The following is a 26,142-nucleotide window of genomic DNA, read 5'->3' on the forward strand; positions in this document are numbered from 1 at the left end:
GGCATCTTAGCAGCTGGACGCGACTTCAAGCCGTTCCCCGGTGGAAACGAGCTTGCTCGCGATAGCGGCAGTCCAGCTTGAATCGTTGCTGAATGTACCGTCGTCATCGCGAGCAAGCTCGCTCCCTCAGGGGGAATGGGCCGTTCTACCGGTCTGCGCCTTACAACTGCGCCGCCAAGCGCGAACCCTGGTTAATCGCCCGCTTGGCATCCAGCTCCGCCGCCACGTCGGCACCGCCGATAAGATGGACGTTCTGCCCCGCCGCCTCCAAGCCTTCCTGCAACTCTCGCAGCGGATCCTGGCCGGCGCAGATCACGACGTTGTCCACCGGCAACACTTGCGGCTCGCCGGTTTCGCCGATGCGAATGTGCAGGCCTTCGTCGTCAATCTTCAGGTATTCAACGCTGTTGAGCATCTGCACCTGCTTGTTCTTCAGCCCCGTGCGGTGAATCCAGCCAGTGGTCTTGCCCAGGCCATCGCCGACCTTGGATTTCTTGCGCTGCAACAAAAACACCTGGCGTGCCGGTGCATGGGGCTCTGCCCGGATCCCCGCCACGCCGCCTCGGGCATGGAGCTGGGTATCGATCCCCCACTCCTTCCAGAACGCCTCGCGGTCCAGGCTGGTGGCAACCCCCTGGTGAACCAGGAATTCCGAGACGTCGAAGCCAATGCCACCGGCGCCGATTACCGCCACGCTGCGGCCCACTGGCTTGCGCTCGAGGATTGCGTCCAGGTAGCTCAATACCTTGGCGTGCTCGACGCCGGGGATCGCTGGGACGCGCGGCGCGATACCGGTGGCGAGAATGATCTCGTCGTAACCGCCCGCCACCAATTGCGCCACATCCACCCGGGTGTTGAGGCACAGTTCCACGTTGGTGGTCTGCAACTTGCGATTGAAGTAACGCAAGGTTTCGAAAAACTCTTCCTTGCCTGGCACGCGTTTGGCGATATTGAACTGGCCGCCGATTTCGCTGGCCGAATCGAACAGCGTTACCTGGTGCCCTCGCTCAGCCGCCACGGTGGCAGCGGATAATCCAGCCGGGCCGGCACCCACCACCGCGATTTTCTTCACCTGGGTTGTCGGCAAGTAGTTGAGTTCCGTCTCATGGCACGCCCGTGGGTTCACCAGGCAACTGGTGAGCTTGCCGCCAAAGGTGTGGTCGAGGCAGGCCTGGTTGCAGCCGATGCAGGTGTTGATCTCATCGCTGCGACCGGCAGCAGCCTTGTTGACGAAGTCCGGATCCGCCAGGAAGGGGCGCGCCATTGACACCATGTCGGCATCGCCTTCGGCCAGGATCCGCTCGGCCACTTCCGGGGTGTTGATACGGTTGGTGGTGATCAGCGGGATGCTGACCGAGCCGCGCAGTTTAGCCGTGACCTTGCTGAACGCGGCCCGCGGCACCTTGGTGGCGATGGTCGGAATCCGCGCCTCGTGCCAGCCGATGCCGGTGTTGATGATCGTCGCACCGGCTTGCTCGATGGCCTTGGCCAATTGGACGATTTCATCCCAGGCGCTGCCACCTTCCACCAGGTCGAGCATCGACAGACGAAAGATAATGATGAAATTCGGGCCTACCGCTTCGCGCACCCGACGGACGATTTCCACCGGCAGGCGCATGCGGTTTTCATAACTGCCGCCCCAACGGTCGGTACGGTGGTTGGTGTGGGCGGCCAGGAACTGGTTAATGAAATAACCTTCCGAGCCCATGATCTCGACGCCGTCGTATTCCGCCTTCTGGGCCAGAACCGAGCAGGTAACAAAATCGCTGATCTGTTTCTCGATGCCCTCTTCGTCCAGTTCCTTGGGCTTGAATGGGTTGATCGGCGCCTGGATCGCGCTGGGAGCCACTTGCTTGGGGCTGTAGGCATAGCGCCCGGCATGGAGAATCTGCATGCAGATCTTGCCACCGGCCTCATGAACCGCGCGGGTCACGATTTGATGCTTGAGCGCTTCTTCTTCAGTGGTCAGCTTGGCGGCACCGGAGTAAACGCCGCCCTCATCATTCGGCCCGATACCGCCGGTGACCATCAAGCCGACGCCGCCACGGGCGCGCTCGACAAAATACGCTGCCATGCGTTCGAAGCCGCCGGGCTTTTCTTCAAGACCGGTGTGCATCGAGCCCATCAAGGTTCGGTTGCGCAACGTGGTGAAACCCAGGTCCAACGGAGCCAGCAAGTGCGGGTAATGGGAGGCGGTCATCGGTAACTCCACAACGGGCGATCACGGAAAATGCGGAAGCTCTGCGGCTTCCCTCAGTCATGCCGACAGACTAAGAGCCGGTGTGCAGCCGCTCAATGACCGTAACTGACAAGTTGATGATCAAAATGCGCAACTCCTGGGGACTACAATAAGCGCGCGCCCTTCGCTAATCCTTTGTTTTACCGTAACCTGCCCCTAGTTCCTGATGAAAAATCACGCACCTGCAAACGGCCGCTGACTGTCCCCATGCGCAAAATTCTGTACCTGCTGTTCTCACTGGCCTTGATGGCCGTCCTCGTCACCTACGCACTGTGGACGACGGATCGCCCGGCGGGTCATTACCTGTCAGACCTTCGGATCAACCTGGCGGTCGACCAGGGCGCTCCCGCCGACCGCGGCAATCTGCTGGGCATCCAGCCTGAATTGTTCCCCACCGACTACCAAAGCCCCGAGCGCCTGCATCGAAAACTGGCGGCCTATTTGCTAGCTGCCCGCGACCAGGGTTTTCTCAACGAAAAGACCGTCGTCGTGCTGCCCGAGCACATCGGCACATGGCTGATGATCAACGATGAAAAGGACGAGCTGTATCAGGCCGCCACGTTGAAGGAGGCCATGAACTGGCTGGCAGCCAGCAACCCGCTGGCCTTTATTCGAGCATTGGTCAGTGCCCAGGGGGATAACCGACTCGACGATGCCTATCTGCGCATGAAAGCCGACCGCATGGCCCATGACTATCAGGCGCTGTTCGGTGGGCTGGCCAAGGAGTTCGGCGTCACCTTGGTGGCAGGGTCCATCGTATTGCCCGAGCCCAGCGTCAGCGAGGGCGAACTGAAAATTGGCCGCGGCGCCCTGTATAACGCCAGCCTGGTGTTCGGCAGCGACGGTCGGCCGATCGGCCAGCCCCAACGCCAGCGTCATCCAGTATTCGAGCAACAGGATGTGCTGGGGGCTGCCCCGCCGAATACGAGTTACGTCGTCGATACGCCCGCCGGACGCCTGGGCGTGCTGATCGGCAGCGACAGTTGGTACCCGGTCCACTACCGGCAGCTCAACGACCAGGGCGCCCAATTGATAGCGGTTCCCGCGTTCGTCACTGGCCGAGGCACATGGGACAAGCCTTGGGGCGGTTACAAAGGCTTGTCCACGCCAAGCGAAGTGAGCCTCAAGCCCGGAGAAGTGAGTGAAGGCCAGGCCTGGCATCGCCTGACACTGATCAGCCAGTTGCCAATCAGTCAGGCCCGCGGAGGCGTCAGCGTGTTCCTGCGCGGCCAGTTCTGGGACAGCGGCAGCGCCGGCCAGAGTTTTATCAGCCACAACGGCCAACAGTTCCCTGATGGCGAAGCCCGTGGCGCCCGCCTGCTGAACCTGTGGCTGTGAACATGAAGCCACAACCGATGCGCCTGGGGGACTTGTCGGTGGGCTTCGTCCACAGCCTGGCCGATGCGGTTGCCAGCCACGGCCAGGACCCCCTGCCCTTGCTTGAACAGTACGGCCTCGATGCGGCGCGCCTGGCCGAGCCCGGCGCAAGGCTGTCGATCCCACGCTACATGCGCCTGGGGCATGCCGCGATTCAACTGACCGACGATCCGGCCCTGGGCCTGCGCATGGGTCGGCTGAGCCGTCTGAGCCAGGCAGGGCTAGCGGGTGTTACCGCAGCCCAGGCACCGACCGTGCGAGAGGCAGCCCGTTGCATGACCCGCTTCGAGCCGCTGTATGGCTCCAACTACCGCGGCCAGTCCAGTTTTCACGAGGATGCCCGCGGCGCCTGGCTAAGGTTCTATTCCATCAACCCCTACAACGCCTATAACCGCTTCGTCGTGGATTCGATAATCGCCGGCTGGCTTGCGCAACTCTCCAGTGTCGGTGGCGTCGCGCTGCGCCCCGAACGCATCGACATCGAATTCGAAGAACCGGTCTATATGGATGCCTACCGCATCCTCGGTGACTGCCCGATCCAGTTTGGCGCCGAACAGAACCAACTGCGCCTGGGCCTGGACAGCCTCGCCCAACGCAATCCGCAGCATTGCCCCAGTACCTGGCAACACCTGATTCAGTTGTGCGAACGGGAATTGGAACAGCTGACCCGCACGCGCAGCCTGCGTGAACGCATCATCCAGATGCTGGGGCCATTGCTCAACGGCGGTCGGGAACCCGGACTGGAAGAAATGGCGGCTCGCCTGAAATTGCCGACCTGGACGCTACGTCGCAAGCTGGCCGAAGAAGGCACGCAATTTCGCGCCATCCTCAACGACACCCGCCGCGACCTGGCGATGACCTACATTCGCGATACTGAACTGGCGTTCGGTGAAATCGCCTACTTGCTGGGATTCGCCTCAGCCGAGGCCTTTCAACGTGCCTTCAAGCGCTGGAACGACCAGACGCCGGGAGAGTTTCGTCGCGGCCACCGGATCAACTGAGCTTCAAGCTTGCCGCTTGCCAGCAGTCGCCTCAGAGCTCCGTGGCATCTTCGGCGGGTTCCAGCGGGTCCAGTTCATACGCCTGGTATTCCAGCAGCTCTTCCTGATAATCGTCCATTACGCGTCCTTCCCCTGTTATCGAAACCAATGCCCTGATGGCGCTGGAATCAGCATAAAGCTGCTTTATGAATAAAATATGAAGCACAGGCTTCATCAATTAAACGTAGCACAGCGTTGGGAAGTTAACGCCTGAAGGCGTGACAAGGAATGTCTTCCTCGCCAGTGGCCTCAGTACGCGGGGAGCGCCTGGATCGATTCGCTCGGAGCCGGCAAGGTGCTCGCAGGCGGCGGCGTGACCGCTTCCATTGTCGACTCCGGGCCTACCGGCGCGGCAGGCTCAGCCGGCGCAATTGGCGCTGGCTCGACTGGCGGTGCGACCGGTTCCGACACGGCGGCGGCCGGTTCAACGGGGGCTGGCGCCGCAGCGTCCTGCACGATGCCAGGTGCGGGTTCTGGCGCCAGCGCCGCCGGCTCGGCCTTGGTTTCCGGGATCCCCAGCTCAGTTTTCGGTTTTTCGGCGTCCTGGGCAGCCTTTTTCGCCTCTGGCGGAAGGAACAACTCTACCAACGCAAAGAAACGCTCATAGAACTTCGCGGCCGATACCGTTTCGCTGGCGACCTTGACCATCGAATCATCCGACGAACCGATCGGCATCGATACCGAGCCCAGTACGCCCACGCCAAGGCTGGCGGAGTTGTTGGTCTTCTTCAGGGCGTAACGGTCCTGCAAGGCATTGGCGAACATGGTTGCACGGTGCCCGGCTCCGCCATCTTCGGCACAGACCAGGTTGAAACTGATCTCCATGTGCGTGTCACCGGTCTGCTGAAAGCTCTTGTGCCCACTGACCAACTTCGGATCACTGCTGGTAATGATGTAGCCCTGGCTGAGCAGCGCCCGGCGCCCGGCTTCGCAGGTCGCGGCGTCACTCACCGGATAAGTGCGCGAAAACGTCCCGGAGTCGTCGAAATTCTCGTGCTCATAAATGGCAGCTTTCTTGGACGAGCAACCGGCTGCGGCGACCAACACCAATGCAAGCCCGATGGTGCGCGTATGAAATGATTTGAACATTGAACATCCTGAGAAAAACGGTCCGGGGCGTATTGTGCAACAGAACGCCGCCAGGCAGCGTGGCTAATCTTGTTTCAAAGGGGTTACAAGTCTACTGGGGGTTGTTTGCAGGAAAAAGACATTCACCCGCCGGATCGACGAACACCCTGCCCAAAAGGCAAAAAGCAGAAACAAAAAACCCCGGCGTTTCGGCCGGGGTCCTGTTTGATTGACCTCAAGCGTCAGAAACGCTTGATGTCCGCCTGGCTCTCCAACTGCTTGCGGTAAGCAGCGAAGTCCTGCTGGCCGACACGGGACGCGAGATAGCGGCGATACTCGGCTTTCTCTTGCTCGGTCGGTGCCGCCGCTTCGTTCACGCCGTTCAAACGCACCACCACCAGGCCGCCGTCAGGCAACGTCACGCTGGTGAACGTCGGCTTGTCCTTGGAATCAGGCTTGGGCATCCGGAACAATGCCTGCAACACGGCCGGGTCGATGCCTTCCTGGTTACGGGTCGCCGCTTCAGTGGCTTTCCAGGCTTGGCCGTCGACTGGCTTATTCAGCGCCGTCTTGCCATCACGCAGGCTGGCGATCAACTCGTCGGCCCGGGTCTTGGCAGCCGAACTGGCGTGTTCCTTGGCCAGTTGTGCACGAATAGGCCCTGCGACGCTTTCCAGCGGCAATTGCGCAGGCTTGCGGTGCTCCTTGGCACGCAACACCACGACGGTTTCCGGGTCCAGCTCGATAGCGGTGCTGTTAGCGCCTTCATCCAGCACTTCCGGGCTGAACGCAGCGGTTACCACGGCACGGTTGGCCGCAATCCCGTCACCACCTTCACGACCGAACGGTGCCGATGTGTGAACGGTCAGCTTCAGATCCTGGGCCGGTTGCGCCAGGTCGGAGGCTTCGAACGAGGCGTCTTCCAATTGCTTGGTTGCTTCTACGAAACGCTGCTCGACCTGCTGGGTTTTCAGCTCGCGGGTCAGCTTGTCTTTCAAGCTTGCAAAGGTCGGCACTTCAGGTGCTTCGACGCCCAGCAGCTTGATCAGGTGCAAACCGAAGCTGGTGCGAACCGGCGCCGAAACCTGATCCTTGTTCAGGGCATACAAGGCCTTCTCGAACTCTGGATCGTAGACGCCTGGACCGGCATAACCGAGGTCGCCACCGTTGGTGGCCGAGCCCGGATCCTGGGAAAACTCCTTCGCCAGTGCTTCGAACGACTCACCCTTGGCCAAGCGAGCCTGGATCTCCTCGATCTTCGCCTTGGCCTGGGCTTCGGTGACCTTATCGTTCACCTCGATCAGAATGTGCGCAGCTCGACGCTGTTCGGACAGATTGGCGATTTCCTTCTGATAGGCCGCCTGCAAGTCTTCATCTTTCACGCTGACCTGATCGAAGAAAGACGCTTTCTTCAGTTCGAGGTAGTCGATGACCACCTGGTCGGGCGTCATGAATTCCTTGGCATGCTTGTCGTAGTAAGCCTTGACCTCTTCATCGGTCAGCTTCACGGACGACGGATCGGCCTTGATGTTCAGGGTGGCGAAATCACGAGTCTGTTTTTCCAGCCTGGCGAACGCCAACACCTGCGCATCGGTGACGAAACCGCTGCCAGCAAGACCTGCGCGCAGCTGGCCGATCAGCATTTCCTGAGCCAGCATCTGGCGGAACTGCATACGGTTGTAGCCCAGCTGGCGGATCACCTGGTCGAAACGTTCAGGGCTGAATTTGCCCTCTACCTGGAATTCAGGCGTCTGCAGGATCACTTGATCCAGCGCGGCTTCGGAAAAAGCGAATTTTGCGTCGTGTGCGCCTTGCAGCAACAGCTTGCGATCGATCAGGCCCTTGAGCGCCGAATCACGCAGCATTTTCTCGTCCAGCAGGGAGGCGTCGAAATCCTTGCCCAGCTGTTGCATGAGCTGACGGCGTTGCATGTCGACCGCTTGGCTCAGTTCGTTCTGACTGATTTCTTCGCCGTTGACCTTCGCCGCGTCGTTGCTGTTGGTAGTGGCCTTGAAAATGGCATCGAAACCGGTCAACGCCATCAATGCGACGATGACCCCGATGATGGTTTTGGCAATCCAGCCTTGTGAATTGTCCCTGATATTCTGCAGCATGCGTCCCCCAGAAACGGTTGAACTTCAAATTTAGGCAACCGTGGAGCGTGGGTAGAATCCGGATAGAAGAAAGGCGCATCCGAGGATGCGCCTTCTCGTAACTGGCGGAGCGGACCAGGCTCGAACCTGCAAGCCCTGGCGTGCCAGACCGGTTGCAACCGGCCGTATTACCGCTCCGCTGCCAAGCCAGGCATGACCCCGACCCGGATAAACTCAACGAAACCTTAGTTAACGGCTTCTTTCAGCGCTTTACCAGCTTTGAAGCCTGGCTTCTTGGCAGCAGGGATTTCCAGAGTCTTACCGGTCTGCGGGTTGCGACCGGTACGCGCTGGACGATCAGTTACGGAGAAGGTGCCGAAACCAACCAGAACCACGGAGTCGCCAGCCTTCAGAGCGCCAGTGACGGATTCGATTACAGCGTCCAGCGCACGGCCAGCAGCAGCTTTCGGGATATCAGCGGATGCAGCGATAGCATCAATCAGTTCCGACTTGTTCACTCTAAGTCCCCTTTATCTATTTTGAGATGATTCTAAGTTTTTTTGGTAATGCAAAAACGAGCGCTGAATGGCCTGCAAACACTTAAGAGCCGCTTTATAACAAGGGCTCTAAAAAACTGTCAAGGAAGCCCCCCAGGCAAATGCGTATTAATGCGTGCTAATTCTTTCCTTAGAGTCAGACTCTCGCTTTTCATCCTTCGCGACAATCTCCGGAGCCACATCCGGTAAGGGCTCCGGCGCGTATTGCAGCGCAATTTGCAGGACCTCGTCAATCCATTTAACAGGTTTGATTTGAAGATCCTGCTTAATATTGTCAGGAATTTCCTTCAGATCACGCACGTTCTCTTCGGGAATGATCACAATCTTGATCCCGCCACGGTGAGCCGCCAGCAGTTTTTCCTTCAAGCCACCAATGGCCAATACCTGACCACGCAGTGTGATTTCACCCGTCATGGCGACATCGGCGCGCACCGGAATACCGGTCAATGCCGACACCAGGGCCGTGCACATGCCTACGCCTGCGCTTGGGCCATCCTTGGGCGTAGCCCCTTCCGGCATATGGATATGCGTGTCACGCTTCTCATGGAAATCCAGCGGGATCCCCAGGCTGCGGGCACGGCTGCGAACCACTGTCAGTGCCGCCGTGATCGATTCCACCATCACGTCGCCCAGGGAGCCGGTCTTGATCAACTGCCCCTTGCCCGGCACTACAGCCGCCTCGATGGTCAGCAGCTCACCGCCGACCTGCGTCCACGCCAAGCCGGTCACCTGACCGATCTGGTCCTGCTGCTCGGCCAGGCCGTAGCGGAATTTACGCACACCCAGGAAATGCTCCAGCAGGTCCGAAGTGACCTTGACCGCGAAGCGTTTTTCCAGCGCATGCTCCTTGACCGCCTTGCGGCAGACCTTGGCAATCTGCCGCTCCAGACCACGCACACCGGCTTCACGGGTGTAGTAGCGGATAATGTCGCGAATCGCTTCCTCGTCGAACTCCAGCTCGCCTTTCTTCAGGCCATTGGCCTGGATCTGCTTGGGCGAAAGGTACTTCACGGCGATGTTGATCTTCTCGTCTTCGGTGTAGCCCGGCAGACGAATCACCTCCATCCGATCCAGCAACGCTGGCGGAATGTTCATGGAGTTGGAGGTGCAGAGGAACATTACATCGGACAGGTCGTAATCGACCTCAAGATAATGATCGTTGAAATTGTGATTCTGCTCCGGATCGAGCACTTCGAGCAACGCAGACGCTGGATCGCCGCGCATGTCGCTGCCCATCTTGTCGATTTCATCCAAAAGGAACAGCGGGTTGCGCACCCCCACCTTTGTCATCTTTTGAATCAATCTTCCTGGCATCGAACCGATGTAAGTCCGACGGTGACCACGAATTTCCGCTTCATCGCGTACGCCGCCGAGGGCCATGCGGACGAATTTCCGATTGGTAGCGTGGGCAATCGACTCGGCCAGGGAAGTTTTACCAACCCCAGGAGGACCGACCAGGCACAGAACCGGGCCACGAATCTTCTTCACGCGCTTCTGCACGGCGAGGTACTCAAGGATGCGCTCCTTGACCTCTTCCAGCCCGTAATGGTCGGCGTCGAGGATGTCTTCGGCGCGCGCCAGGTCCAGGCGCACCTTGCTCTGGGCTTTCCATGGCACCTGGACGAGCCAGTCGATGTAGGAACGCACGACAGTCGCTTCAGCAGACATTGGTGACATCTGCTTGAGCTTGTTCAGCTCAGCCTGGGCCTTGGCGAGCGCATCCTTGGGCAGGCCGGCCGCATCGATGCGCTTTTTCAGCTCTTCGATCTCGTTGTGACCTTCATCGCCATCACCGAGCTCTTTCTGAATGGCCTTCATTTGCTCATTCAGGTAATACTCGCGCTGGCTGCGCTCCATCTGCTTCTTGACGCGACCACGAATGCGTTTTTCGACCTGCAACAGATCAATCTCACCATCGAGCAATGCCAGCACGTGTTCGACACGAGCCGACAAATCAACGATCTCGAGAATTTCCTGCTTCTGTTCGATCTTGAGGGCCATGTGGGCCGCCATCGTATCGACCAGACGGCCAGGCTCGTCGATGCTGTTGAGCGACGACAGCACTTCCGCAGGCACCTTCTTGCCCAACTGCACGTATTGCTCGAATTGAGACAGCAGGCTGCGGACAAACACCTCGGATTCGCGCGCCGGTGCATCGACTTCTTCGATCAGCGACACTTCGGCCCGGCAATGGCCGTCCACTTCACTGAAACGCTCGACAGCACCGCGCTGCTCACCTTCGACCAGCACCTTGACGGTGCCATCGGGCAGCTTGAGCAACTGCAGGACCGTTGCAATCGTACCTACGCGATACAGCGCGTCTTCGCCGGGATCGTCGTCAGCAGGATTTCTCTGAGCCAGCAGAAGAATCTGCTTGTCACCCGTCATCGCAGCCTCGAGGGCTTCGATAGACTTCTCGCGCCCCACGAACAGCGGGATAACCATGTGCGGATACACCACGACATCACGCAATGGCAGGAGAGGCAATTCGATGGTTGTCTTCATGATTTCGCCTCTACGGCGGCCCTAAGGCCGGAAACAGATGGGAGTAAGCTTGAAACCAAGATGGGGGCAGGCTTGAAAAAAAACAAGCGCCAAGACGCGTCTAAATCGCGCAAAAAGCAAAGGGGCCCGAAGGCCCCTTCTTTGTTCCGCCGGTCGGACGCTTAAGCGTCCGGTGCGGCCTTGGCAGCCGGCTCACTGTTTTCGTAGATATACAGTGGCTTGGACTTGCCTTCTATCACACTTTCGTCGATCACGACTTTGCTCACCTCGGATTGCGAGGGGATTTCATACATCGTGTCGAGCAATACACCTTCCAGAATCGAGCGCAACCCACGGGCACCGGTTTTACGCTCCAGGGCACGCTTGGCGACCGACTTCAGCGCGTCGGAACGGAACTCCAGGTCTACGCCTTCCATCTCGAACAGCTTGGCATATTGCTTGGTCAACGCATTTTTCGGCTCGGTCAGAATCTGCATCAATGCCGCTTCATCCAACTCGTCCAGCGTGGCCAGGACCGGCAGACGACCGACGAACTCCGGGATCAGACCGAACTTGACCAAATCGTCAGGTTCGACTTCACGCAGGGATTCGCCCACCTTCTTGCCTTCTTCCTTGCTGCGCACTTCGGCGTTGAAACCGATGCCGCCACGAGTGGAACGGTTCTGGATAACCTTTTCCAGGCCAGAGAACGCGCCACCACAGATGAACAGGATGTTGCGGGTGTCGACCTGCAGGAACTCTTGCTGCGGATGCTTGCGACCGCCTTGGGGCGGAACGGAAGCGACCGTACCTTCGATCAACTTGAGCAAGGCCTGCTGCACGCCCTCGCCGGAAACATCCCGGGTGATGGACGGGTTATCGGACTTGCGGGAAATCTTGTCGATTTCGTCGATGTAAACAATGCCCATCTGGGCCTTTTCCACATCGTAGTCGCACTTCTGCAGCAGCTTCTGAATGATGTTCTCGACGTCCTCACCCACATAGCCAGCCTCGGTAAGGGTGGTTGCGTCGGCGATGGTGAACGGAACGTTCAGTAAGCGGGCCAGGGTCTCGGCAAGCAAAGTCTTACCCGAGCCTGTCGGGCCGATCAGCAGGATGTTGCTCTTGCCGAGTTCGACGTCGTCATTTTTCTTGTCACGTTGGTTCAGGCGCTTGTAGTGGTTGTACACCGCTACGGCCAGTACTTTTTTCGCACGCTCCTGACCAATTACATATTGGTCAAGGATGCCGCTGATTTCTTTAGGCGAAGGCAACTTATGCGCGCTGCTTTCGGCCTGGGCTTCCTGCACCTCCTCGCGGATGATGTCATTGCACAGGTCGACGCACTCGTCGCAAATGAAGACCGAGGGGCCGGCAATCAATTTGCGTACTTCATGCTGGCTTTTGCCACAGAAGGAGCAATAGAGCAGTTTGCCGTTGTCCTCGCCGTTGCGGGTGTCAGTCATTCGATCGATCCAAATCCGATAGGCTTGCAACACAAGATGAAGGCAATTGCGGGCTTTTTCAAGCCCGCAGGCGGCCGGTCATCCCAACCACCTGCATCTGAGCCGCTTAGGCAGGCATTTGACGCTTGTTGATCACAGAGTCGATCAGGCCGTATTCGGCTGCACGCTCGGCGCTCATGAAGTTGTCACGCTCGGTATCACGCTCAATGGTTTCGAGGCTTTGGCCGGTGTGATGGGCCAGCAGCGAATTCAGGCGCGAACGTATATGGAGGATTTCCTTGGCATGGATATCGATATCCGACGCCTGGCCCTGGAAGCCGCCCAATGGCTGGTGAATCATCATCCGCGAGTTAGGCAGGCAGTGACGCTTGCCCGCTGCGCCACCGGCGAGCAGGAACGCGCCCATGCTGCAGGCCTGGCCGATGCAGATGGTGGAAACGTCGGGCTTGATGAACTGCATGGTGTCGTAGATCGACATGCCAGCCGTCACCGAACCGCCAGGTGAGTTGATGTAGAGATGGATATCCTTGTCCGGGTTTTCCGCTTCAAGGAACAACAGCTGCGCCGCGACCAGGTTGGCCATGTAGTCTTCAACGGGGCCGATCAGGAAGATGACGCGTTCCTTGAGCAGACGCGAGTAGATGTCATAGGCACGTTCGCCACGGGCGGACTGCTCGATAACCATCGGGACCAGGCCGCCTGCGGCTTGGATGTCAGAGCTCTGCTGATAAAAAGAATTGCGGGACATGTCTCGCAGTCACTCCCAAATAGTTATGTCTTGAATACGCATAAGCCAGCACGAAGGCTGGCTTATGGGTGTTTATTTCTTACCGCAGAACCATCAATCGGCTTGTGGAGCTTCCACCGGCTTGACCGCTTCTTCGTAAGAGACCGCTTTATCGGTCACGCTAGCTTTCTGCAGAACAGTATCCACAACTTGTTCTTCCAGCACAACCGAACGGACTTCGTTCAGTTGCTGCTCGTTCTTGTAGTACCAGGACACGACTTGCTCAGGCTCTTGATAGGCCGAAGCCATTTCCTGGATCAGCTCACGAACGCGGGCTTCGTCAGGCTTGAGCTCGAACTGCTTGACCACTTCGGCCACGATCAGGCCCAGCACGACACGGCGCTTGGCTTGCTCTTCGAACAGCTCGGCAGGCAGTTGGTCCGGCTTGATGTTGCCGCCGAACTGCTGAACAGCCTGCACGCGCAGACGGTTCACTTCGTTGTCCAGCAGCGCCTTTGGCACTTCGATCGGGTTGGAAGCCAGCAGACCGTCCATGACCTGGTTCTTGACCTTGGACTTGATGGCCTGGCGCAGCTCACGCTCCATGTTCTTGCGAACTTCGGTGCGGAAACCTTCCAGACCGGTTTCCTTGATACCGAACTGGGCGAAGAACTCTTCGTTCAGCTCAGGCAGCGTCGGCGCGGAAACACTGTTGACGGTCACGGTGAACTCGGCGGCTTTGCCAGCCAGGTCCAGGTTCTGGTAATCCTCTGGGAAGGTCACGTTCAGAACGCGCTCTTCGCCGGCCTTGGCGCCAACCAGGCCATCTTCGAAACCGGGGATCATGCGACCGGAGCCCAGCACCAGCTGGGTGGCCTTGGCGGAACCGCCAGCGAACACTTCGCCGTCGACTTTGCCAACGAAATCGATGTTCAGCTGATCTTCGTTCTGGGCGGCACGATCGGCCACTTCAAAACGGGTGTTCTGCTTGCGCAGGATGTCCAGCATCTTGTCCAGGTCGGCATCCGACACGTCGGCGCTCAGGCGCTCGACGGCAATGGACTCGAAGCCGGCAACAGTAAACTCAGGGAACACTTCGAACGTGGCGACGAATTCCAGGTCCTTGCCTTTTTCCAGCACTTTAGGCTCGACGGACGGTGCGCCAGCCGGGTTCAGCTTCTGCTCGACCACTGCTTCGTAGAACGAAGACTGGATCACGTCGCCCACGGCTTCCTGACGCGCATCAGCTTCATAACGCTGACGGATCACGCTCATTGGCACTTTGCCTGGGCGGAAACCTGGGATTTTGGCCTTTTGGGCAGTCTGCTGCAGACGCTTGTTGACCTGAGTCTCGATGCGCTCAGCCGGCACGGTGATGCTCATGCGGCGCTCAAGAGCAGAAGTATTTTCAACAGAAACTTGCATGGATATTCCTCGTTGCACAGACGTTGGCCGGGCGTTTCCGACCCCAGAATCAAGGGCATGCATTCTAGTAGGTCAAACTCAAGAAGTCACCCTACTGAAAACGCGCAGGAAACAGGCGCCGAATTTACGGACGAGGCAAACAGGCATGCCCCGCCCGGATTGCATATACAGTTGATCAGTCCAAGGCTCTGCGCCCGCGCTTCTATATATAGAAGCGTTATGGGCCTGCACAAAACTCCCAGCCCCACAAAGAGACCGACGGGCATGCCGCGCATCATCACGAAACACAATCGTGAGGAATCGATCGCTGCGTGCCCACTCCGGAAATGGAGCTGGCGACAAACACAGAACCCATCAAAAACAAAAACGGCGCAGCCCCTTTCAGGTACTGCGCCGTTTTCTGCTATTTAAATAGCGACTTGTATGGTGCGGACGGAGAGACTCGAACTCTCACACCTTGCGGCGCTGGAACCTAAATCCAGTGTGTCTACCAATTCCACCACATCCGCGTATCAAGCTTTTAAAGCAAAGGCGCCAGATTGTTAGATCTGGCGCCTTTCTAGAATATGGGGTGGACGATGGGGATCGAACCCACGACAACGGGAGTCACAATCCCGTGCTCTACCAACTGAGCTACGCCCACCATATTGCCTTGTTGCCTTACTTGTGCCAAAGCTGCCTAATGGCGCACCCGGCAGGACTCGAACCTGCGACCATCCGCTTAGAAGGCGGATGCTCTATCCAGCTGAGCTACGGGCGCCTTTTTAATCTGTATTCTTGGACGATTACAAACTAAGTGCTTTCAGTTTCACCGAGTTGAAACAACCAACTCCGCTCCGCCTTCTTAACCAGTGCTAGGCTGTGCCCGACAAGTGCGACGAATGTTATAGACGGCCTGATAGGTCGTCAACTCTTTTTTAAAAAAAATTCATTTAATTAAAGGGGTTAGGGGAATTTGCAGACCAAGCGCCTTTGCCCTCACGCCCTGGCATGCGAGAATGCGTTCTCTTTTTTTCCCCTCTCGATGGTTAACCACGCGCAATGACTGCACAACTTATCGACGGCAAATCGATCGCCGCCAGCCTGCGCCAGCAGATCGCCCAACGAGTCACCGAGCGCCGCCAGCAAGGCCTGCGCACGCCCGGCCTTGCGGTGATCCTGGTCGGCAGCGATCCTGCCTCTCAGGTTTATGTCTCGCACAAGCGTAAAGACTGTGAAGAGGTCGGCTTCCTTTCCCAGGCCTACGACCTGCCTTCCGAAACCACCCAGCAAGCGTTGGCCGATCTGATCGACCGCCTCAATGATGATCCGAACATCGACGGCGTTCTGCTCCAGCTTCCACTGCCTGAACACCTCGACGCCTCCAAGCTGTTGGAGCGCATCCGCCCGGACAAGGACGTCGACGGTTTCCACCCTTATAACGTCGGTCGCCTGGCCCAGCGCATCCCGCTGCTTCGCCCTTGCACCCCCAAAGGCATCATGACGCTGCTGGAAAGCACTGGCGTTGATCTGTATGGCCTTGACGCCGTGGTCGTGGGCGCGTCCAACATTGTTGGCCGCCCGATGGCCATGGAGCTGCTGCTGGCGGGCTGCACCGTCACCGTGACCCACCGCTTCACCAAGGACCTGGCCGGCCATGTCGGTCGTGCGGACCTGGTGGTCGTGGCCGCCGGCAAGCCCGGCCTGGTGAAAGGCGAGTGGATCAAGGAAGGCGCCATCGTCATCGACGTGGGCATCAACCGCCAGGAGGATGGCAAACTGGTGGGCGACGTCATCTACGAGACCGCCCTGCCCCGCGCGGGCTGGATCACCCCGGTTCCTGGCGGTGTAGGCCCGATGACCCGAGCCTGCCTGCTGGAAAACACACTGTACGCAGCAGAGACGCTGCACAGCTGATCCGCGTCAACCAAGACCTGTGGGAGCGAGCTTGCTCGCGATAGCTGTAGCCCGGCCGACATCCAAGTCGGATGCTACACCGCTATCGCGAACAAGCTCGCTCCCACAGGTGCTTCTGGCGCCAGGAAATTCGAGTCGCGCACATTACGAATTTTTCAGATTCGATTCGCCACAATCACGCCTGCATTAAATTTTATTTATTCAGCCCTCCCAGTGGTACAGGCATGTAGCGCTGTTGTCGCCCATACTCCTAAAATGCGACGTTTTTTCTATAGTCGTCGCTGAACGACATCTTCAACTTCATCGAGTCTATTCGCGTGAAAATCCGTATTTCGATCTTCAGCCTGTTCTTTGCTTTCACGGGCCTCTTCATCACGCAAACGTCCAGCGCGCAGGAAACCATCGCCCCTCCACGAGACACCACGAAGTTGCAAGTTGCCTCGGGCAGCGCGATCCTGCTGGACCTGCAGACAGACAAAGTCGTTTATTCGAGCAATCCAGACGTGGTGGTGCCCATCGCTTCCGTAACCAAGCTGATGACCGGCCTGGTCGTGCTGGACGCCAAGCAGAACCTTGATGAATACATTTCCATCACCATCACCAACACCCCCGAAATGAAAGGCGTGTTTTCCCGGGTCAAACTCAACAGCGAACTGTCACGCCGAGACGTGCTGCTGATTGCCTTGATGTCTTCGGAAAACCGTGCCGCCGCTAGCCTCGCCCACCATTATCCGGGCGGTTACGCAGCGTTCATCGCAGCCATGAACGCCAAGGCCAAGGCATTGGGCATGACCAGCACCCATTACGTCGAACCCACGGGCCTGTCGATCCACAACGTCTCAACCGCCAGGGACCTGACCAAACTGCTGATCGCCGCGCGCAAATATCCGCTGCTGAGCGAACTGAGTACCACCAAGGAAAAGACCGTGACCTTCCGCAAACCGGTCTACAGCCTGGGTTTTCGCAACACCGACCACTTGGTCCACAAGGCCAACTGGGACATCCAACTGACCAAGACCGGCTTTACCAATGAAGCGGGCCATTGCCTGGTGCTGGTGACAAAAATGAATGATCGCCCGATGGCGCTGGTCATTCTCGATGCTTTTGGCAAGTACACGCACTTCGCCGATGCCAGCCGGATTCGAAGTTGGATGGAAACCGGTAAAAGCACCAACGTGCCGGCAGTGGCCCTTCAATATAAAGCAGCCAAGAATCTCAAGAGTCGCCAGAGTGGCGTGGTGGAAGCGTCCAAATAATCCGCTTCAAAAAAAGAGCCCCGATTTGTCGGGGCTTTTTTTGCTCAGTGCTTGAGATCCCCCAGCGGATCATACGACTTGGGTTTCTCCTGCTCTTTTTTCTCGTCCAGCGGTGCCTTGGCCGGCCCTACCGGATCGACCTGGGGATCATCAAGATCCGGCGAGTCCGGATCGAAGCCCAGGTCATCTCCTGAAGAATGCTCTGATGAATGTGGCCCCGTAGGTGTTTTGGACTGTGCCATGCATGCCTCCTCGATCACGGTCGGGAAATTCCGTACCCTGACGATAAGAGCCCAGGCATGGCCGGGCGTGCCCGGCAAGTGACGAACGGGACTGGCGTCAGTGTGCGGCGCCCAGGGCCTTGGTCGCCCGCGCCGCGGCTTGTTCCTGCCCTGCCCCGGCCAAATCGGCAGCCGCTTTGAGCCAGCGCTGCGAGTCGACACTGGCCGGAAGCTCGGTGGGCCGTTGGGCCAGCACCGCCCAACCACCCGCGCTCTTGAAGGCCGATTCGAAAGCACTGAAGCTCATCAACTGCCGCCGGTTCATGCCTGAGCGCAGCAAGACCGTCTGTTTCTGACGGTTGTAGCCCGCGAGGATCCCGTATCGCGGTTCTGCCCAGAATACCGAACCGTCGATATAGCGCACCAACACGGGATAGCCCGCCGCGACCTGCTCCAACAGTGCGGGCAGTCTGCCGTCGAGGGGGTACACCACCAGGCCGTACTCGCGCACCAGGGTCTGCATGTTTTGCTGCAACGCCGCTTCGCCCCCCGGCAGGTGCAACGGTTTTTCCAGCAACCCCGGCGTGATCACGGTGCCCTGCAACGTCAGCAAGGCGGCCAGGGACTGCGGCGCGCCCTGATACAGTTCGCCACGGAAGAACGGCACGCTGTTGAGCTCCACTCGTTCGGGCAGGCGCTGGATCTGCGGTGACACGCCGCCCGCGCAACCAGCGAGGGCCGCGAAACAGGCCGTGGCCAATACCAGTGATCGAAAAGAGGAAATTACCGGCAACATGATGACTCTCTTGTTCAGGTACCCGATATCCGGGCCAGGCTTGGGCCGTCGATCATAAGGCGCCCACACGCCTGGGTATAGCCTTAAACCGCAGTTGCGACGTTGCGATAGAACCAAGCGGTCCATGGCCAAGCGCCAACGATCGACTGCCTGCAACACTTGAGCGACTAGACTGTCCATTGTACCGAGTGCATGGCCCCTGAGCCGGGGCAGAAGGAGGCGCCGATGAGCCTGACCACGACAATTCTGATGCTGATATTCGGCTGGCTAAGCGTAGCGACTGCCATGCTGTGGGGCGTGCTGCGCATTGCTCGCCGCCATCATCACGCGCCGTCTGCACAGCCGGGAAAAGCCGAGAAAACCACCCGTCGTCACGCCGCCGCCCACTGACAGCCAGCCACGCAGAAAAACCAGACAAAAAAAACCGCCCGGGCTCGAACCCGGACGGTTTGCGCGCGCCTTGAATCAGGCTTGTTCGGACGATGCCTTTTGCCGGGCACGGCGGGACATCATGTTCAGCACCTCGATCGCCGCCGAGAACGCCATGGCCGCATAGATATAGCCCTTGGGCACATGGGCGCCGAAGCCTTCGGCGATCAGTGTCATACCGATCATGATCAGGAAGCCCAGGGCCAACATGACCACCGTCGGGTTGTCATTGATGAACTTGGCCAACGGCTCGGCTGCCAACAACATCACCAGCACCGAGATCACCACGGCGATGATCATGATCGGCAAGTGCTCGGTCATGCCCACGGCCGTGATGATGCTGTCGATGGAGAACACCAAGTCCAGCATCAGGATCTGCCCGATCGCAGCGGCAAAACCCAACGTCACGCCAGACGTGGCCGATTTCGGATCGTTCGGCGCAGGGTCCATGCTGTGGTGGATTTCCGTGGTGGCTTTCCACAGCAGGAACAGGCCGCCGGCGATCAGGATCATGTCCTTCCAGGAGAACGCCTGGCCAAGGATCTCGAAGACCGGCTCAGTCAACTGGACGATAAAGGCGATAGTGCTCAGCAAGCCCAGGCGCAGGATCAGGGCCATGCCGATACCGACTCGCCGAGCCTTGGCGCGATGCTGTTCGGGCAATTTGTTGGTCAGAATCGAAATGAAAATGAGGTTATCGATGCCGAGCACGATTTCCATGACAACCAAGGTAGCCAAGGCGATCCACGCGGTGGGGCTGGCGGCGAGCTGTAAAAGATAATCCATGGGTCAGTCCTGACTGATGTGCCGAGTTAGATGGTTTTGGTAGGGGCTTGTGTTTGGTCAGCTTCGTCCGCCGGCTCTTTCTTCGGGCTGATCAACCCGCCAGTGGCTTCGCTCAAGGCCTGCTCGGCCGCCTTGTGGGTATCGTCGATGGCCTGCTTGGCGGTTTCGGCAGCTTGTCCCATCAGTTGTTGGGCGCTTTTTTCGGCCTGCTCGCAGCCTGCCAGTGTCAGGGAAGACACCATCAGTAAAGCCGTCAGCCCAAGGGATTTGTATGTCATGAGTCGATGCCTCTTGAAGAATGAGAAGGCGCACGAGGGTGGCACACCAATGGCGAGGCATTCTAGAGAGCCTAATACTTCAGGAAAATTCGTATTTTCAGCGGCTATACTTCGGTTTTTACGAACTCAAGTGACACCATGCTCAATTACCGACAACTGCATTACTTCTGGGTCGTGGCGAAAACAGGCAGCATTGTGCGGGCGTGCGAGCAGCTGAACCTGACCCCACAAACCATCAGCGGACAGATCTCCCTGTTCGAGCAAACCTATAACATCAAATTGTTTCGCCGCGTCGGGCGCCAACTGGAACTGACCGAGGCCGGCCGCCAGACCTTGCCCTACGCCGAACATATGTTTCAGCTCGGGGGCGAGCTGGAACTGATGCTGCGGGCCCAGCCCAACGAGCAGCAAACCCTGTTTCGGGTTGGGGTGGCAGACGTGGTGCCCAAGTCCATCGTCTATCGGCTGCTGGCGCCGACCATGGAATTGACTGAACCGCTGCGCATCACTTGTCGCGAGGACAAGCTCGAAAGACTGCTGGCGGACCTGGCGATCCAGCGTCTGGACCTGGTGATTTCCGACAGCCCGATGCCCACTCATCTGGACATCAAGGGTTATAGCCAGAAGCTGGGGGAATGTGGGATCAGCTTTTTCGCCACCGCCGCCCTGGCCGAGCGCTACGGGACGGATTTCCCCCATGGTCTGCACGATGCCCCATTGCTGATCCCGGGGCCCGAGACCGTCGTGCGCAGCCGCTTGCAGCGCTGGTTCGCCGAGCAACAAATCCAACCGCGCATCGTCGGCGAGTTCGACGACAGCGCGTTGATGCAGGCCTTCGGCCAATCAGGCAGCGGGATTTTCATTGGCCCGAGCGTGATCGCCGACGAGGTAAAGCGCCAATATGGCGTGCAGGTGATCGGCCAGACCGACGCGGTCAGCGAATCCTTCTACGCCATTTCCGTGGAACGCAAGGTCAGCCACCCGGGCATCGTTGCGATTGCCGAGGGCGCTCGACGCGAGCTGTTCAGCGTTTAGGCATCGGTGCAAGCCGCGCGAGGCTTGAAGGTCATCAACAGCAACGCCAGCAGAATCGATACGAAGATGAAACCGGCCGCCGCAAACCCGACGCTGCCCAGCCCCAGCGTATCGATGACCCGACCACCGACCATCGCGCCCAGGCCAATCCCCAGGTTGGCCCCGGCAATGTTCAACGATGCAGCAAACGCCGGGGCTTGCGGGGCCGCCTTCATCAACCGCACGTGGCTGACCAGGAACAACGCAGCCTGGGTCACGCCCCAGATACCCATCGCCGCCGCCAGCGCGAGGGGCGAATGAATGCTCGGCACCAACGCCACCACGCCGCCGATCAGGAACAGGCAAAACACCATCGACGCGATCAACGGGTGCTTGTCCACCGCACGACCGCCCAACGAATTGCCCAGCAGCCCGACGGCGCCAAAGCCCATCAGGCACCAGCCCACCAACGTGCCGTCGAAACCGGCAAGGCGCTCAAGAATATCCGCTAGATAGGTGTAGGCCGTGAACATGCCGCTGAAGACCAGGATCGATAACAGCACATGCCCCTGCATCAGCGGGCTGCGCAGGATCTTGAACTGCGAACGCAAGCTCACCTGCTGCTGGTGCAGGTTGGTTTTAGGCAGGTAGATAAACAGCAACAACGCCTTGGCGAAGGCGATGACCGCCAGGATCGCAAAGGCGCTGCGCCAGCCAAACGCATCGGAAATCAATGTCCCTACCGGAATACCGAACACCGTCGCACAAACGATGCCGAAGCCGATCCGGGCGATGGCGCGCCCAGCGTACTCAGGCCCGACAATGTCCACCGCCGTTTCACTGGCCAGGGCCCAGAACACCGGCAACCCCAGGGCCGGTGTCAAGCGGGCAATGGCCATCACCCAGATGTTGGGGGCGAACGTCGCCAGCAGGTTGGCCAGGCCGAACATCACCAGCACGCTGATAAACAACTTGCGTCGCTCGAAACGGGCGAACCAGGCCGTCAGGAATGGCCCGAACGCCGCCACCGTAAACGCAAACAGCGTCACCAGCAGCCCCGCTTGGGGAATGGTGACGTGCAGGTCGCGAGCGATGGATGGCAACAGGCCGACGATGACGAATTCCGTGGTCAGCACGGTAAAACCGGCGGCCGACAGCAGGAAAATGGGTAACAACATGCAGAACTCCAGCAAAACGACGACACCAGCGTTAGCCCGAAGGCTCGCTGGCGGAATGGAAAGTTGATAGGGCAAAGCCTAACAGAATGCGCCCACCAGACAAACGCGCATGCACACCGGGTGACGGATCGTCACAGGTCCGTCAGATTTTTCCTCGGCCTGTGATAAAGTCCGCGGCCTGCAAACCCCGTACTTTCCCTCGGTCCGCTCATGTGGCCTGCCCGCTTGTTGCCCTGACTCGTCGACCGTCGTACACAATAAAATCAGAGATGCCGCTATGACAGCTTCGTCCGTTACCCCTTTGCAACGCCTCAAGCGCACCAGCCTGGTGACGCGAATCATCATTGGTCTGATTGCTGGTATCGTCCTGGCATGGCTGGCGCCCGACCTGGCCAAGTCCACCGCGTTCATTGGCAAGGTCTTCGTGTCCGCGCTCAAGGCCGTCGCGCCGATCCTGGTGTTCGTACTGGTGATGGCGTCGATCGCCAACCACAAGCACGGCCAGGAAACCCACATCCGACCGATCCTGTTCCTTTACCTGCTGGGCACTTTCGCCGCAGCGGTGGTCGCGGTGGTTGCCAGTACGCTGTTTCCCTCCAGCCTCGTGCTGTCGACCCAGGATGTCGCCGTCACCGCGCCCGGCGGCATCGGCGAGGTGCTGCAGAGCCTGTTGCTCAGTGTGGTGGACAACCCGGTCCGGGCACTGATGGAGGGTAATTTCATCGGCATCCTGGCCTGGGCCATTGGTATGGGCATCGCCATTCGCCATGCCGGCGAAACCACACGCACCGTGCTCGGCGACCTGTCCAACGGCGTGACCGTGATCGTGCGCCTGGTGATCAGCTTCGCGCCGCTGGGGATTTTCGGCCTGGTGGCATCGACCCTGGCCACGTCCGGCTTCGGTGCCTTGCTGGGCTACCTGCACCTGCTCACGGTCTTGATTGGCTGCATGCTATTCGTTGCCCTGGTGGTGAATCCGCTCATCGTGTTCTGGAAGTTGCGTCGCAACCCGTTCCCGCTAGTGTTTACCTGCTTGCGCGAAAGTGGCATCACGGCGTTTTTCACCCGCAGTTCGGCGGCGAACATTCCGGTGAACCTGGAACTGAGCAAGCGCCTGGGCCTGCATGAAGACACCTACTCGGTGTCGATCCCACTGGGTGCGACCATCAACATGGCAGGCGCCGCGATCACCATCACCGTGCTGACCCTGGCCGCTGTGCACACCCTGGGTATCGCGGTGGATGTGCCGACGGCCGTGTTGTTGAGCGTCGTCGCGGCCATTTGCGCCTGCGGCGCATCCGGCGTGGCGGGCGGCTCGCTGCTGCTGATTCCCCTGGCCTGCAGCCTGTTCGGGATCCCCAGCGAAGTCGCCATGCAGGTGGTCGCGGTGGGCTTCATCATTGGCGTCTTGCAGGATTCGGCGGAGACCGCGTTGAATTCGTCGACGGATGTGCTGTTCACCGCGGCCGGGTGCCTGGGTGAGGAAGAAAAGCACGCGCGTACCGCTTAAAAGCGCGTCGTCTGTTCGCGATAGCGGTATCAAATCCCCTAGAAGTTAACCAGACAGCCACAAAAAAGCCCGGGAACGGCTCACACCGTCCCGGGCTTTTTCATGCCTGCGGGTTTAGAACGCGCCCATGTAATCGCGCTTGCCCACTTCCACGCCATTGTGGCGCAGCAAGGCATAGGTGGTGGTGACGTGGAAGAAGAACTGCGGCAGACCGTAGGTCAGCAGGTAGTTTTGACCGGTGAAGCGTTTTTCCTTCGGCGTGCCCGGACGGGTCACGATTTCAATGTTTTCCTTGCCATCGATCTGCGCCGGGCTGATGCCGTCGATGAAGGCCAATACCTTGGCGATCAAGGCTTGCAGGTCAGCGAATGTGGTTTCGCTGTCGTCGTATTTCGGCACTTCGATCTCGGCCAGGCGTGCGGATACACCTTTGGCGAAGTCCACGGCGATCTGCACCTGCCGCACCAGCGGGAACATGTCCGGGAACAGACGGGCTTGCAGCAAAGCGTTCGGCTCGATGTTTTTCGCGCTGGCGTGGGCTTCGGCCTTGTTCAGGACGTCGCTCAGGGCGTTGAGCATTTGTTTGAAGACCGGGATGGAAGCGGCGTACAGGGAAATAGTCATGGCGATCTCATGCAGGTGGAAAAAGAGGACAAAACAAGCGTGGCGCGATTATAGCCACGGCTACTGCACCGCTTGTCTTTTATTGCGCAAGGATTAGGCTAGGCGGCTTCCACAGCATAGGGAACGCGCGATGAGCATCGAAGAACAACATCAGGCTGAAGAACCACGGCTCAACAGCACGGAAATCCGCATCCTCGGCGCGCTGGTCGAGAAACAGGCCACCAACCCCGAAACCTACCCGCTGACGCTGAACGCGCTGGTACTGGCCTGCAACCAGAAAACCAGCCGTGAACCGGTGACGAACCTCAACCCCGGCCAGGTCGGCCAGAGCCTGCGGGCGCTGGAAGGTCGCGGCTTTACCAGACTGGTGATGGGTAGCCGCGCCGACCGTTGGGAACATCGGGTCGACAAAGCCCTGGAGTTGGTGCCGGCCCAGGTGATCCTGATGGGTTTGCTGTTCCTGCGTGGCCCGCAAACGGTCAACGAGCTGCTGACCCGCAGCGGTCGGATGCACGACTTTGAAGATGCCGAACAAGTGGTGCATCAGCTTGAACGCCTGATCGCCCGTGGCCTGGCATTGCTGGTGCCGCGCCAGGCCGGCCAGCGCGAAGACCGCTATGTACACGCGATGGGCGATCCGGCGGACATCGAAGCCATTCTTGCCGCCCGTCATCAGCCGGCCGACCGTAGCGTCGGCAGCGGTGGCGTGTCGCTGGAGCGCATTGAAGAGCTCGAAGCGCGGATCGCAGCACTGGAAGAGCGTTTGGCGCGCCTGGAATAACCGCCGATCAGGACCGGGCGAAGGCCACGGCTTTTTCGAACTGCTCCAGGTTGGGCCGCACGCCGGTATACAGCACGAACTGCTCCAGGGCCTGGATCGCAATGACTTCCAGCCCGGTGATGACCCGCTTGCCCTCAGCCTGGGCACGCACGATCAATGGCGTTTGCGACGGAATCGCCACGACATCAAACACAGTCTCGGCCGCCGCGATGGTCTCGGCATCGAATGCCAACTGTTCGGCTTCGGGGCCGCCGGTCATGCCGATCGGCGTGACGTTGATCAGCATCTGCGGCCGCCGAGCCTCCAGTTCGGCTTGCCACTCATAGCCCAGAGACTCGGCCAGGGCGCGCCCGGTGGTTTCATTGCGGGCAACGATCAGACCGTTTTTGTACCCACCGTCGCGCAAGGCGCTGGCCACGGCCTTGGCCATGCCCCCGCTGCCGCGCAGGGCAAAGGTCGAGTCCTTGGGCACGGCATGGCTCTGCAATAGCTGCGCAACGGCGATGTAGTCGGTGTTGTAAGCCTTTAAATGGCCCTGGGTGTTGACGATGGTATTGATGGACTGGATGGCCGCGGCGGAAGGGTCAAGCTCGTCCACCAGGGCGATACAAGCCTCCTTGAACGGCATCGACACCCCACAGCCGCGAATGCCCAGGGCGCGAATTCCCCTGACTGCGCCAGGCAGGTCTTGGCTGCTGAATGCCTTGTAATAGAAATTCAGGCCCAGTTGCTCATACAAATGGTTATGAAAACGCAGGCCGAAATTTCCGGGGCGTCCCGATAGCGACATGCACAATTGGGTGTCTTTGTTCGGATTGATCTGCACGCGGGTCTCCTTTGCATTCTCTTTTCGGACAGACGGGATCACCGTCCCGGCAGACCTTACACAATATTTAC

Annotated in this window: 24 protein-coding genes and 3 tRNA genes; 8 read left to right on the forward strand and 19 right to left on the reverse strand. The window is 59.1% G+C overall.

The features are described from left to right. Positions 1 to 160: 160 nt before the first annotated feature. Positions 161 to 2,200, reverse strand: coding sequence for an FAD-dependent oxidoreductase (locus AD663_RS17115; protein ID WP_053214217.1), 2,040 nt, complete (start codon positions 2,198 to 2,200; stop codon positions 161 to 163). A 246-nt stretch (positions 2,201 to 2,446) separates the two neighbouring features. On the opposite strand from AD663_RS17115, the gene AD663_RS17120 reads away from it, so the two are divergent. Further along, a complete protein-coding gene (locus AD663_RS17120) occupies positions 2,447 to 3,577 on the forward strand; it encodes a carbon-nitrogen hydrolase family protein (protein WP_053214218.1) in 1,131 nt (376 codons plus the stop codon). Positions 3,578 to 3,579: 2 nt separating this feature from the next. Continuing rightward, positions 3,580 to 4,617 carry an AraC family transcriptional regulator gene (locus AD663_RS17125; RefSeq protein ID WP_053214219.1) on the forward strand — a complete coding sequence of 346 codons (1,038 nt, stop codon included), beginning with the start codon at positions 3,580 to 3,582 and terminating at the stop codon, positions 4,615 to 4,617. A 31-nt stretch (positions 4,618 to 4,648) separates the two neighbouring features. Here AD663_RS17125 and AD663_RS28470 read toward each other — a convergent pair whose 3' ends face one another. The 11 genes from AD663_RS28470 to AD663_RS17175 form a co-directional block, all read right to left on the reverse strand. Then, positions 4,649 to 4,831, reverse strand: a complete 183-nt coding sequence (locus tag AD663_RS28470; protein ID WP_083455164.1) for a hypothetical protein — start codon at positions 4,829 to 4,831, stop codon at positions 4,649 to 4,651. 74 nt (positions 4,832 to 4,905) lie between these two features. Next, positions 4,906 to 5,745: a DUF2242 domain-containing protein gene (locus tag AD663_RS17130; RefSeq protein WP_003183164.1), complete on the reverse strand. Its 840-nt coding sequence runs from the start codon at positions 5,743 to 5,745 to the stop codon at positions 4,906 to 4,908. Positions 5,746 to 5,966: 221 nt separating this feature from the next. Then, complete coding sequence (locus AD663_RS17135) at positions 5,967 to 7,838, reverse strand: SurA N-terminal domain-containing protein (RefSeq protein WP_003183166.1); 1,872 nt, start codon at positions 7,836 to 7,838, stop codon at positions 5,967 to 5,969. Between the two features lie 224 nt (positions 7,839 to 8,062). Beyond that, positions 8,063 to 8,335, reverse strand: coding sequence for an HU family DNA-binding protein (locus AD663_RS17140; protein ID WP_003183171.1), 273 nt, complete (start codon positions 8,333 to 8,335; stop codon positions 8,063 to 8,065). A 147-nt stretch (positions 8,336 to 8,482) separates the two neighbouring features. Beyond that, entirely contained in the window at positions 8,483 to 10,879 is a 2,397-nt protein-coding gene (gene lon / locus AD663_RS17145; RefSeq protein WP_003183172.1) for an endopeptidase La, read from the reverse strand. A gap of 161 nt (positions 10,880 to 11,040) precedes the next feature. Then, positions 11,041 to 12,324, reverse strand: a complete 1,284-nt coding sequence (gene clpX, locus AD663_RS17150; RefSeq protein WP_003183176.1) for an ATP-dependent Clp protease ATP-binding subunit ClpX — start codon at positions 12,322 to 12,324, stop codon at positions 11,041 to 11,043. 106 nt (positions 12,325 to 12,430) lie between these two features. Next, entirely contained in the window at positions 12,431 to 13,072 is a 642-nt protein-coding gene (clpP, locus tag AD663_RS17155) for an ATP-dependent Clp endopeptidase proteolytic subunit ClpP (RefSeq protein ID WP_003183177.1), read from the reverse strand. 93 nt (positions 13,073 to 13,165) lie between these two features. Continuing rightward, the gene (tig, locus tag AD663_RS17160) at positions 13,166 to 14,476 is read right to left on the reverse strand and encodes a trigger factor (RefSeq protein WP_003183179.1); all 1,311 of its coding nucleotides are present in this window, start codon (positions 14,474 to 14,476) and stop codon (positions 13,166 to 13,168) included. A 424-nt stretch (positions 14,477 to 14,900) separates the two neighbouring features. Beyond that, positions 14,901 to 14,985, reverse strand: a tRNA-Leu gene (locus AD663_RS17165). A gap of 58 nt (positions 14,986 to 15,043) precedes the next feature. Continuing rightward, positions 15,044 to 15,119, reverse strand: a tRNA-His gene (locus AD663_RS17170). Between the two features lie 40 nt (positions 15,120 to 15,159). Continuing rightward, a tRNA-Arg gene (locus tag AD663_RS17175) sits at positions 15,160 to 15,236 on the reverse strand. A gap of 281 nt (positions 15,237 to 15,517) precedes the next feature. Between AD663_RS17175 and folD the strand changes: the two genes are divergently transcribed. After that, positions 15,518 to 16,372: a bifunctional methylenetetrahydrofolate dehydrogenase/methenyltetrahydrofolate cyclohydrolase FolD gene (gene folD / locus AD663_RS17180; RefSeq protein ID WP_003183181.1), complete on the forward strand. Its 855-nt coding sequence runs from the start codon at positions 15,518 to 15,520 to the stop codon at positions 16,370 to 16,372. Positions 16,373 to 16,689: 317 nt separating this feature from the next. Beyond that, positions 16,690 to 17,628, forward strand: a complete 939-nt coding sequence (gene pbpG, locus AD663_RS17185) for a D-alanyl-D-alanine endopeptidase (protein ID WP_003183183.1) — start codon at positions 16,690 to 16,692, stop codon at positions 17,626 to 17,628. A gap of 44 nt (positions 17,629 to 17,672) precedes the next feature. Here the strand turns inward: pbpG and AD663_RS28475 are convergent, their stop codons facing one another. Beyond that, entirely contained in the window at positions 17,673 to 17,870 is a 198-nt protein-coding gene (locus AD663_RS28475; RefSeq protein ID WP_003183184.1) for a DUF6021 family protein, read from the reverse strand. Positions 17,871 to 17,967: 97 nt separating this feature from the next. Further along, the gene (locus AD663_RS17190) at positions 17,968 to 18,645 is read right to left on the reverse strand and encodes a hypothetical protein (RefSeq protein ID WP_003183187.1); all 678 of its coding nucleotides are present in this window, start codon (positions 18,643 to 18,645) and stop codon (positions 17,968 to 17,970) included. Positions 18,646 to 18,870: 225 nt separating this feature from the next. On the opposite strand from AD663_RS17190, the gene AD663_RS29105 reads away from it, so the two are divergent. Further along, complete coding sequence (locus AD663_RS29105; protein ID WP_172680610.1) at positions 18,871 to 19,035, forward strand: hypothetical protein; 165 nt, start codon at positions 18,871 to 18,873, stop codon at positions 19,033 to 19,035. A gap of 75 nt (positions 19,036 to 19,110) precedes the next feature. On the opposite strand, the gene AD663_RS17195 is transcribed toward AD663_RS29105, so the two are convergent. Together AD663_RS17195 and AD663_RS17200 are read right to left on the reverse strand one after the other, a co-directional pair. After that, positions 19,111 to 19,860, reverse strand: coding sequence for a TerC family protein (locus tag AD663_RS17195; RefSeq protein ID WP_053214220.1), 750 nt, complete (start codon positions 19,858 to 19,860; stop codon positions 19,111 to 19,113). Between the two features lie 26 nt (positions 19,861 to 19,886). Next, positions 19,887 to 20,138, reverse strand: coding sequence for a hypothetical protein (locus tag AD663_RS17200; RefSeq protein ID WP_003183192.1), 252 nt, complete (start codon positions 20,136 to 20,138; stop codon positions 19,887 to 19,889). Between the two features lie 138 nt (positions 20,139 to 20,276). Between AD663_RS17200 and nhaR the strand changes: the two genes are divergently transcribed. Next, on the forward strand, positions 20,277 to 21,173 hold the full coding sequence (gene nhaR / locus AD663_RS17205) for a transcriptional activator NhaR (protein WP_003183194.1): 897 nt from the start codon (positions 20,277 to 20,279) through the stop codon (positions 21,171 to 21,173). On the opposite strand, the gene AD663_RS17210 is transcribed toward nhaR, so the two are convergent. Then, positions 21,170 to 22,330: an MFS transporter gene (locus AD663_RS17210; protein WP_053214221.1), complete on the reverse strand. Its 1,161-nt coding sequence runs from the start codon at positions 22,328 to 22,330 to the stop codon at positions 21,170 to 21,172. The two genes, nhaR and AD663_RS17210, sit on opposite strands and share 4 nt — an antisense overlap. Positions 22,331 to 22,607: 277 nt before the next feature. Between AD663_RS17210 and sstT the strand changes: the two genes are divergently transcribed. Next, complete coding sequence (gene sstT, locus AD663_RS17215) at positions 22,608 to 23,840, forward strand: serine/threonine transporter SstT (RefSeq protein WP_003183201.1); 1,233 nt, start codon at positions 22,608 to 22,610, stop codon at positions 23,838 to 23,840. A gap of 114 nt (positions 23,841 to 23,954) precedes the next feature. Here the strand turns inward: sstT and AD663_RS17220 are convergent, their stop codons facing one another. Continuing rightward, the gene (locus AD663_RS17220; protein ID WP_003183203.1) at positions 23,955 to 24,464 is read right to left on the reverse strand and encodes a DUF1993 family protein; all 510 of its coding nucleotides are present in this window, start codon (positions 24,462 to 24,464) and stop codon (positions 23,955 to 23,957) included. A gap of 130 nt (positions 24,465 to 24,594) precedes the next feature. Between AD663_RS17220 and AD663_RS17225 the strand changes: the two genes are divergently transcribed. Then, positions 24,595 to 25,245 (forward strand): YceH family protein, encoded by a 651-nt coding sequence (locus AD663_RS17225; protein WP_003183204.1) that lies wholly within the window; start codon positions 24,595 to 24,597, stop codon positions 25,243 to 25,245. 7 nt (positions 25,246 to 25,252) lie between these two features. On the opposite strand, the gene AD663_RS17230 is transcribed toward AD663_RS17225, so the two are convergent. Beyond that, positions 25,253 to 26,071: a shikimate 5-dehydrogenase gene (locus AD663_RS17230; RefSeq protein WP_053214222.1), complete on the reverse strand. Its 819-nt coding sequence runs from the start codon at positions 26,069 to 26,071 to the stop codon at positions 25,253 to 25,255. Positions 26,072 to 26,142: the final 71 nt, after the last annotated feature.

This window comes from Pseudomonas sp. Q12-87 (assembly GCF_001269755.1).
GTDB classification, from domain to species: Bacteria; Pseudomonadota; Gammaproteobacteria; order Pseudomonadales; family Pseudomonadaceae; genus Aquipseudomonas; species Aquipseudomonas fluorescens_S.